This is a genomic window from Streptomyces prasinopilosus (genome assembly GCF_001419695.1).
GTDB classification, from domain to species: domain Bacteria; phylum Actinomycetota; class Actinomycetes; order Streptomycetales; family Streptomycetaceae; genus Streptomyces; species Streptomyces prasinopilosus.
Window position 1 is genome coordinate 1 of record NZ_LIRG01000777.1, and the last position, 8,515, is coordinate 8,515.

8 protein-coding genes are annotated in these 8,515 nt (G+C 74.4%); 6 read left to right on the top strand and 2 right to left on the bottom strand.

What is annotated here, in order from left to right; genetic code table 11:
• Positions 1-88: 88 nt before the first annotated feature.
• Genes AOK18_RS26255 through AOK18_RS26265 form a run of 3 tightly spaced genes read left to right on the top strand, consistent with a single transcriptional unit; the run spans position 89 to position 1,538 of the window.
• Entirely contained in the window at positions 89-661 is a 573-nt protein-coding gene (locus tag AOK18_RS26255; protein ID WP_055573001.1) for a MarR family winged helix-turn-helix transcriptional regulator, read from the top strand.
• 32 nt (positions 662-693) lie between these two features.
• Positions 694-1,074 carry a DoxX family protein gene (locus tag AOK18_RS26260; protein ID WP_055695954.1) on the top strand — a complete coding sequence of 127 codons (381 nt, stop codon included), beginning with the start codon at positions 694-696 and terminating at the stop codon, positions 1,072-1,074.
• Positions 1,071-1,538: a peroxiredoxin gene (locus AOK18_RS26265; protein ID WP_055695955.1), complete on the top strand. Its 468-nt coding sequence runs from the start codon at positions 1,071-1,073 to the stop codon at positions 1,536-1,538. Before AOK18_RS26260 ends, AOK18_RS26265 begins: the two co-directional genes overlap by 4 nt.
• A gap of 73 nt (positions 1,539-1,611) precedes the next feature.
• On the opposite strand, the gene AOK18_RS26270 is transcribed toward AOK18_RS26265, so the two are convergent.
• Positions 1,612-2,442 (bottom strand): aldo/keto reductase, encoded by an 831-nt coding sequence (locus tag AOK18_RS26270; RefSeq protein WP_055695956.1) that lies wholly within the window; start codon positions 2,440-2,442, stop codon positions 1,612-1,614.
• Positions 2,443-2,585: 143 nt separating this feature from the next.
• Between AOK18_RS26270 and AOK18_RS26275 the strand changes: the two genes are divergently transcribed.
• Positions 2,586-3,629, top strand: a complete 1,044-nt coding sequence (locus tag AOK18_RS26275) for a TauD/TfdA dioxygenase family protein (protein WP_079105190.1) — start codon at positions 2,586-2,588, stop codon at positions 3,627-3,629.
• 210 nt (positions 3,630-3,839) lie between these two features.
• On the opposite strand, the gene AOK18_RS26280 is transcribed toward AOK18_RS26275, so the two are convergent.
• The gene (locus AOK18_RS26280) at positions 3,840-4,460 is read right to left on the bottom strand and encodes an L-threonylcarbamoyladenylate synthase (protein WP_055573005.1); all 621 of its coding nucleotides are present in this window, start codon (positions 4,458-4,460) and stop codon (positions 3,840-3,842) included.
• A gap of 233 nt (positions 4,461-4,693) precedes the next feature.
• Between AOK18_RS26280 and AOK18_RS26285 the strand changes: the two genes are divergently transcribed.
• Positions 4,694-6,202: a helix-turn-helix domain-containing protein gene (locus AOK18_RS26285; protein ID WP_055695957.1), complete on the top strand. Its 1,509-nt coding sequence runs from the start codon at positions 4,694-4,696 to the stop codon at positions 6,200-6,202.
• 596 nt (positions 6,203-6,798) lie between these two features.
• On the top strand, positions 6,799-8,457 hold the full coding sequence (locus tag AOK18_RS26290) for a catalase (protein WP_055574809.1): 1,659 nt from the start codon (positions 6,799-6,801) through the stop codon (positions 8,455-8,457).
• Positions 8,458-8,515 lie beyond the last annotated feature (58 nt).

An 8,515-nucleotide genomic window follows, 5' to 3' on the forward strand; every position in this document is an offset into this window, starting at 1 on the left:
CCGCCCGGCGCCCATGGGCGGGCGGAGCGGTACGTTCCGCGCCTCCGCGGTTTGATTGAGTTACGCAAGGAGATGGTAAAGTTGGCGCATGCACGCATCCTCGGTCCCCGATGTCCCCGCCTCACCGGAAGTGACCGAGATCGAGCGCGCGCTCACGCGCATCACCTACACGGGCTCCCGCGCCCGCCGGCACGAACGGCTGATGGGCATGGCCGGCGTCCCCCTGGACCGTGCGGCCGTGGCGCTGCTGCGGCTGGCGGCCGACACCGAACCGCTGCGGCCCGGCGAGCTGGCCGCCCGCCTCGGCGTCGAGGCGTCGCACGTCACCCGCACCGTGCAGCAACTGCAGAAGTCCGGCCACGTCACCCGGGTCCCGGACCCCGACGACCGCCGGGCCCACCGCGTCGAACTCACCGAGGCGGGCCGGGAGGCCATCACCCGCATCCGCGAGGTCGGGGCGCGGGCCATGCAGACGGCTCTCGCCGACTGGTCCCCGGAGGAACTGCGCCAGCTCGCCACCCTCTTCCACCGCATGGTCGACGACTTCCTCGCCCACGCCGCCGAAGGGGAGGCGGAACCGCGCGGCGTCACGCCCGCCGGAGCCGCCCGACCCGCCCGGCCCGGTCCCGACCCGGTGACCCCCGCACTTACCGTCCGGTAATGTCGCGGGGCAGGCCCCCCGGAGGAGGAACCGTGCCACGGTCCGATCGCTCGCCCCTGCTGCTCGCCGGTCTGCTGGCCGCCGCGGGCACCGCCCACTTCACCGCCCCCCGCCGGTTCGACCCCATCGTGCCGAGCTCCCTGCCGGGCTCTCCCAGGGCCTGGACCTACGCCAGCGGCGCCGCCGAACTCGCGCTGGCCGCCGCAGTGGCGCTGCCGCGGACGCGCAAGGCCGCCGCGCTGGCCACGGCGGCCTTCTTCGTCGGGGTCTTCCCCGCCAACGTGAAGATGGCCGTGGACTGGCGCCACCGCCCCGCACCGCAGCGGACGGCCGCCTGGGGGCGGCTGCCCGTGCAACTGCCGCTGGTGCTGTGGGCCCGCGGGGTCGCCAGGGGCGCGGAGCGTGCGTCGTGAGCGGGGGCCCGCAGAAGGGCGACACGGTCGGGGACTTCGCGCTCCCGGACGAGACGGGCACCGTCCGCAGGCTGTCGGAGCTGCTCACCGAGGGGCCCGTGGTGCTGTTCTTCTACCCGGCCGCGCTGACCACCGGCTGCACCGCCCAGGCCTGCCACTTCCGTGACCTGGCCGCCGAGTTCGCCGCGGTCGGCGCACGGCCGGTGGGCGTCAGCGGTGACGCCGTCGAGCGGCAGGCGGAGTTCGCCGGACGGCACGCGCTCGGCATGCCTCTGCTGTCCGACACCGACGGCGCCGTCCGCGAGCGGTTCGGGGTGAAGCGGGGCATCTCCCTGGCGCCGACCAAGCGCGTCACCTTCGTCATCGGGCAGGACCGGACCGTCCTGGAGGTCGTGCGCAGCGAGCTGCGGATGAACGCGCACGCCGACCGCGCGCTCGCGGCCCTCCGCGCCCACCGGGCGTGACCCGCGCCCCACGGACCGCGGCCCACGGCCGGACCCCCTGTGCCGCCGGGGCCGCGCGCCCGGCGGCCGCGGGTCAGAACTCCTCGTGCACCTCCGGGTCCCCGCCGATCCGCCGGTGGGCCCGGTCCGTGAGGGTACGCATCTGGGCGTCGTCCAGCGTGAAGCCGAAGACGTCGAGGTTGACGCGCTGCCGCTCGGGGTCGGCCGACTTGGGCACGGGCAGCACCCCCAGCTGGACGTGCCAGCGCAGCACCGCCTGGGCCGGTGTGACCCCGTGGGCCTCGGCGACGGCGGCCACGGCGAGGTCGTCCAGGAGCTGCGAACCCCGGCCCAGCGGGCTCCAGCTCTCCACGAGCACGCCCTTGTCCGCGTGGTGGGAGCGCAGCTCCTCCTGGGGGAAGAACGGGTGCAGCTCGACCTGGTTGACCGAGGGCAGCACCCCGGTCTCCTCCTCCAGCCGCTCGATGTGGGCGGGCGTGAAGTTGGAGACGCCGATCGACCGTACGAGACCGTCCTCGCGCAGCTTGATCATGGCCTTCCAGGAGTCGACGTACCTGTCGACCCGGGGGAGCGGCCAGTGGATCAGATACAGGTCGACGTACTCCAGGCCGAGACGCGCGCGGGACTCCTCGAAGGAGGCGAGGGTCTCCTCGTAGCCGTGGTGGCGGCCGGGGAGCTTCGTCGTCACGGCGACCTCCTCGCGCGGGACGCCGGCACGGGCCACGGCACGGCCCACCCCGGTCTCGTTGCGGTAGTTCACCGCCGTGTCGACGAGGCGGTACCCCGCCTCCAGGGCCGCGGCCACGGACCGCTCGGCCTGCGCGTCGTCCATCGGCCAGGTGCCGAGGCCGAGGGCGGGAAGCGTCGTGCCGTCGTTGAGCGTGTGGTTCGGGATGCTGATCACGGGGGGACCTTCCCTTTGACGGTGTCGTCCCTCCACCCTCACCGACCGGGCGGCCGGTGATCAACCCGGCGGGTGGGCCGGACGGGCGGCACGGACACATCCGGACCGGCACCGGCCGGGGACGGACCGACGGAGGGGCACGCATGACCACGGGCGGGAACGGCACGGACGGCACGAGGAGCGCCGGGCGGCACACGGACGGGAAACGGCAGGCGGACGGGGAGCGGCAGGCGGGGACGGGGCCGGACACGGCCGCGGGCATCGAGGTGCGTCCGGTCGCCGGGCACATCGGCGCCGAGATCACCGGTGTCGACCTCGCCGGGGAACCCGGCGACGCCGTGATCGCCGCCGTCCGGGCGGCGGTGCTGCGCTGGAAGGTGGTGTTCTTCCGCGGGCAGCGGCTGGACCACGCCGGACACGTGGCCCTGGCCCGGCGGTTCGGCGAGCCGGTCGTCCTGCCCCGGCGGGGCAGGGCGTCCCCGCCCGGCTTCCCGGAGATCGAGACGACCGCCGACCGGCTGGAGCTCGGCGGCCGGTTCGGCATGGAGCACGACGAATGGCTGGAGCGCCGCCGCCACACCCTGCTGCGCGGCTGGCACTGCGACCACGGCGCCCGGATCGACCCGCCCGCCGCGACCATCCTGCGCGCCCAGACCGTCCCGCCCCACGGCGGTGACACCACCTGGTCGAACCTGGCCGCCGCCTACGCCGGACTGTCCGCCCCGGTGCGGGAGTTCGCCGACCGGCTGCGCGCCGAGCACCGGCTGGGGGTCGGCTACCTGCCCCGGTCCGGCGACGACGCCTATGTGCGGCACCTGCTGGACCACCAGACCGCTTCCGAGCACCCCCTGGTGCGGGTCCATCCGGAGACGGGGGAGCGGGTGCTGTTCGTCAACGGCTACTACGTCGAGCGGATCACCGGGCTGTCCCGGCCGGAGAGCCGGGCGGTCCTGGAGATGCTGCTGGAGCAGGCGACCCGGCCCGAGTACACGGTGCGCTTCCGGTGGGAGCCGGGGAGCGTGGCGTTCTGGGACAACCGTGCCACCATCCACCTCGCCCCGGGCGACGCCGCCCACCTCGGCCACCCGAGGATCATGCACCGGGTGATGCTCGCGGGGGAGGTGCCGGTGGGCACCGACGGCCGCCCCTCGGAGCCGATCACCGGGACCGCCCCCGGACGCTGGTGACCGCCCCCGGACCGCCGGCCCCCGGGGGAAGGCCGCTGCGGGCGGGCGCGGCGGCCGCGCCCCCTGCCGGCATGTCCCGGGCCCGCGCCCCGGCCCCGCCGGGTGCGACCGGGCGCGGGGTGCGCTTCCCCGGGACGGCCCGCGCGCCCCGGCACGTCCGCCGCCGCTCCCGCGGCTCCCCGCGGCCCGCGGCGGTGCCCCGCGTCGCCGTCACTCGAACCGTGAGACGTCCCCCGCGCCCCGCCGTACGATCTCGGCCTCGCCGTCCGAGAAGTCGATCACCGTGGTCGGCTCGGTGCCGCACTCCCCGGAGTCGACCACGGCGTCCACCACGTGGTCGAGCCGGTCCTTGATCTCCCAGCCCTGGGTCATCGGTTCGTCCTCGTCGGGCAGCAGCAGGGTGCTGGACAGCAGGGGTTCGCCCAGTTCCGCGAGCAGCGCCTGGGTGACGACGTGTTCGGGGATGCGCACGCCGACGGTCTTCTTCTTCGGGTGCTGGAGCATGCGCGGCACCTCCTTCGTCGCGGGCAGGATGAACGTGTAGCTGCCCGGCGTGGACGCCTTGACCGCGCGGAACACGTCGTTGTCGATCCGCGCGAACCGGCCGAGCTGAGCGAAGTCCCGGCACACCAGGGTGAAGTGGTGCCGGTCGTCCAGCTTGCGGATGCTGCGGATCCGGTCGATGCCCTCCCGGCTGCCGAGCCGGCAGCCGAGCGCGTAACAGGAGTCGGTCGGGTACGCGATCAGGGCGTCGTCGCGGATGCTCGCGGCGATCTGGGAGATGGTGCGCGGCTGGGGATTGTCGGGGTGAACGTCGAAGTACTTCGCCATTCACCGAGCTTATGCCGACCGCACGGCGGGACCGCGCACCACCCGGCCGGGCCGCCCGGACCCACCCGCGCCCCGGTCGCAGGGACCGTCCGTGTGCCGGCGGTGTGCCGGTGGTGTGCCGACGTGGTGCGGGGCCCGCTCCCGCCCCCTCCGTCCGGGACGGGCCTGCCGCGTGCGTGGGGTAACGTCCGGTGCCGGGCCGGAGCGGCCCGGGACGCGAGGGGGAGGCCGCGGTGGCAGCCCGTGAGGACGGAATCCCGCGGCCGGCGGCGGCCGGTGGACGGCCCGGCTGGGCGCGGGAACTGCTGGAGCACCTGCGGCCGGCGGGCCGCGACGTCCGCAGGGTCGTCGACTGGCTCGCCCGCACGGTGCACGGGTCGGCGGTGCTCCTGGACGACACCGGCACGCCCGTCGCCGGAACCGGGCCGGTGCCGGACGAGAGCCTCGTCGCCGACGTCACGTCCGGCCGGATCGCCTCCGCGGCCCGGGAGGACGGCGACCTGCACCTGCGCCTGGTGCGGGTCGGGCACCCCTCCCGGACCCGGGCGCTGGCCGTCTCCCGGCGCGCCCCCTTCGACCGGCACAGCGCGGACGTCGTCACGCACACCGCCCAGGTGATCGAACTGCTGCTGGCCGCCGGTGAGACCGACGCGGCCGGACGGCGGCTGCGGCGGGCCGGCGCCGACCTGCGGCTGGCGATCCTCCAGCTGCTCATGGTCGAGGACACCGTCGCGGCCCGCCGGGTGGCCGCGGGGCTCTGGCCGGGCCTGCTCGAGGCCGACACCGCGTGCGTCTACGTCGTCGAGTCCGACCCCGCCCGCCGTGACCGCCTCGCCGAGGAGGCCCTGAAGGGCACGGCGGAGGAGGCGCTGGTCGTGCGGTGCCCGGCGACCGACGGGCACGTGATCGTCGTCGGCCCCCGCGAGGCGACCGCCGGCGATCTGAAGTCCCTGGTCGAACGGCATCCGGGCACCTTCCTCGGCGGCAGCGTCCGGCAGAGTCTCGCCCGGACCGCCACCGCGTACGGGCAGGCCGTCAGCGCACTCGCCGTGGCGCGCTTCCGCCCGGACCGGACGGCGGTGTACGCGGAACGCACCCACCCCGAGCGGCTGACGGACCCGGCGGCGCTGCGCGGCTGGAGCGCCCGGCTGCTGCGCCCCCTGGACGCGGTGCCGCACCACACCCGTGCCGAACTCCTCGCCACCACCCGTCTCGGCCTGGAGTTCACCGCCGTCAGCACGGCCAGGATCCTCGGCGTGAGCCGCAACACGGTGCGTGCCCGCATGGAACGCGTCGAGAACGTGCTGGGCGCCGACTTCGGCGACCTCACCGCCCGCGCCGTCGTGCACCTGGCGCTGCGCACCGAGTTCACCCTCCAGGACGGCCGGGCGGACAGCGCCCCGGAGGCGTCCGCCCCCGGACTCGCCCGACTGGTGTCCGGGCCCGCCGTGCGCGCCTGGGCGCGGGAACTGCTGGCCCGCCTGGACCGGGACGCCCGTCCCCTGCGCCGCACGCTGCGCACCTGGATCGCGGCCGGCGGCAACGCCGAGCGGGCCGCGCGGCTCCTGGGCGTCCACGCGCAGACCGTGCGCGAGCACGTCCGCAGCGCCGAGCCGGTCCTGGAGCGCCAGCTGCTGGCCGCCGGCGCCGACCTGTACGAGGTCGTGCTCGCCCATCTGGCCCTGGGAGAGCTGGAGACACCGGTGTTCGCGGATCCGGCGCCCGCGACCCCGTCCGGGTGAACGCCGGACCACCGCCCCCGTTCCGGCCGGATCGCGCGGGGTGAAACGGGTCGTAACGGACTCGGTTGTGCACGGCTGAGTCCCGCGGCCGGCGCAGCGGGCACCGGTGCTGTACCCAGCCGCACCGCCGTTCACATAGGTTCGCCGTGCCGCGGGGGCACGACCGGAACGGGGGACCGGTCGCGCTCCCGCGCGCCGCGCACCCCCGCGGCCTCCACCGGACCGGCCCCGCCGCGTACGGCTCCCGCAACCGCTGCCCCCGGCCCGCCGCCCCGGCCGTGCGGCGGACGCGGCGGGCCGCCGCCGCTCCGAGTCGCCGGTCTCCCCGATGCACGGCAGCATGGCCCTCGTACGCAAGCCCCCGGCGGGACGCGCGCAGGTGCGCGGGCCCGGCCGTCGGGCGGCGGACGTTCAGTGAGCGGGCCACCGAGGCGTGAGTGACCGCGTGGTTCCTGGGAAACCGGGGGCACCGGGAAGGGGCACGGGGCTGCCGGGACACCGGGGCTCCCGCCCGGCCGAAGGCGGCCGGTCCGCGGCCGCGCGCCGCCGTGCCCCGGCCCGCCACCAGTCATGAGCAGCCGAAGGAGTGCACAGACATGACGGACGTTTCGAGCCGGGGTCCTGCTCCGGGCGACGACCGCAAGGTACTCACCAACCGCCAGGGCCACCCGGTCTACGACAACCAGAACCAGCGCACGGTCGGCGCCCGGGGGCCCGCCACCCTGGAGAACTACCAGTTCCTGGAGAAGATCAGCCACTTCGACCGGGAACGCATCCCCGAGCGCGTCGTCCACGCGCGCGGCGTCACCGCCTTCGGCTACTTCGAGGCGTACGGGAAGTGGGGGGACGAACCGGTCTCCCGCTACACCCGGGCCAAGCTCTTCCAGGAGCAGGGCAAGCGCACCGACCTGGCCGTCCGCTTCTCCACCGTCATCGGCGGGCGCGACTCCTCCGAGGCGGCCCGCGACCCGCGCGGCTTCGCGGTGAAGTTCTACACCGAGGACGGCAACTGGGACCTCGTCGGCAACAACCTGGGTGTCTTCTTCATCCGGGACGCGATCAAGTTCCCGGACGTCATCCACTCCCTCAAGCCCGACCCGGTCACCTTCGAGCAGCAGCCCCGGCGCATCTTCGACTTCATGTCGCAGACGCCCGAGTCCATGCACATGCTGGTCAACCTGTTCAGCCCGCGGGGCATCCCGGCGGACTACCGGCACATGCAGGGGTTCGGCGTGAACACCTACAAGTGGGTGGACGCCCAGGGCGGGACCAAGCTCGTCAAGTACCACTGGATGCCCAAGCAGGGCGTGCGCTCCATGACCGAGGAGGACGCCGCCAACGTGCAGGCCGGCTCCCTCGGCCACGCCACCAAGGACCTCTACGAGGCGGTGGAGCGAGGCGACTACCCGGAGTGGGAACTGCTCGTCCAGATGATGGACGACCACGACCACCCGGAGCTGGACTTCGACCCGCTGGACGACACGAAGACCTGGCCCGAGCAGGACTTCCCGCCGAAGCCGGTGGGGAAGATGGTGCTGAACCGGATGCCGGACAACTTCTTCGCCGAGAACGAGCAGATCTCCTTCGGCACCGGCGTCCTCGTCGACGGCCTGGACTTCTCCGACGACAAGATGCTCGTCGGCCGGACCTTCTCCTACAGCGACACCCAGCGCCACCGCGTCGGCCCGAACTACCTCCAGCTGCCGGTCAACCAGGCCAAGCACGCCGAGGTGCGCACCAACCAGCGCGACGGCCAGATGACGTACCACCAGGACGGCGCCGGTGAGAACCCGCACGTGAACTACGAACCGTCGATCACCGGCGGTCTGCGGGAGGCCCAGTACCCGACGCACGACGACCAGGGCCCGGAGATCCGGGGCCGGCTCACCCGCAAGCGCATCCCCCGCGCCAACGACTACCTCCAGGCGGGGCAGCGCTACTGCCTGATGGAGGAGTGGGAGCGCGACGACCTGGTCAAGAACTTCGTCGACCTGTTCTCCCAGTGCGACCGGGAGGTGCAGGAGCGCATGGTGTGGCACTGCCTCCTCGCCGAGAACGACCTCGGCCTCAGGGTCGGCGAGGGCCTCGGCATCGGTCCGCAGGACGTCGCCCACCTGAAGCCCCTGGAGAGCCAGGACCTGACGGACGAGGACCGCAAGCGGCTGGCCAGTCTCGGTGAGAACCCGCCGCGCGACGTGGAGGGACTCACCATGACCCACTGCGTCCCCGACGAACGGCACGTGGTGAGCCGCTGAGCGGTTCTCCCGCGGGGCGGCACGGTGCGCGGCGGAAGCCGCCGCGCACCGTGCCGCC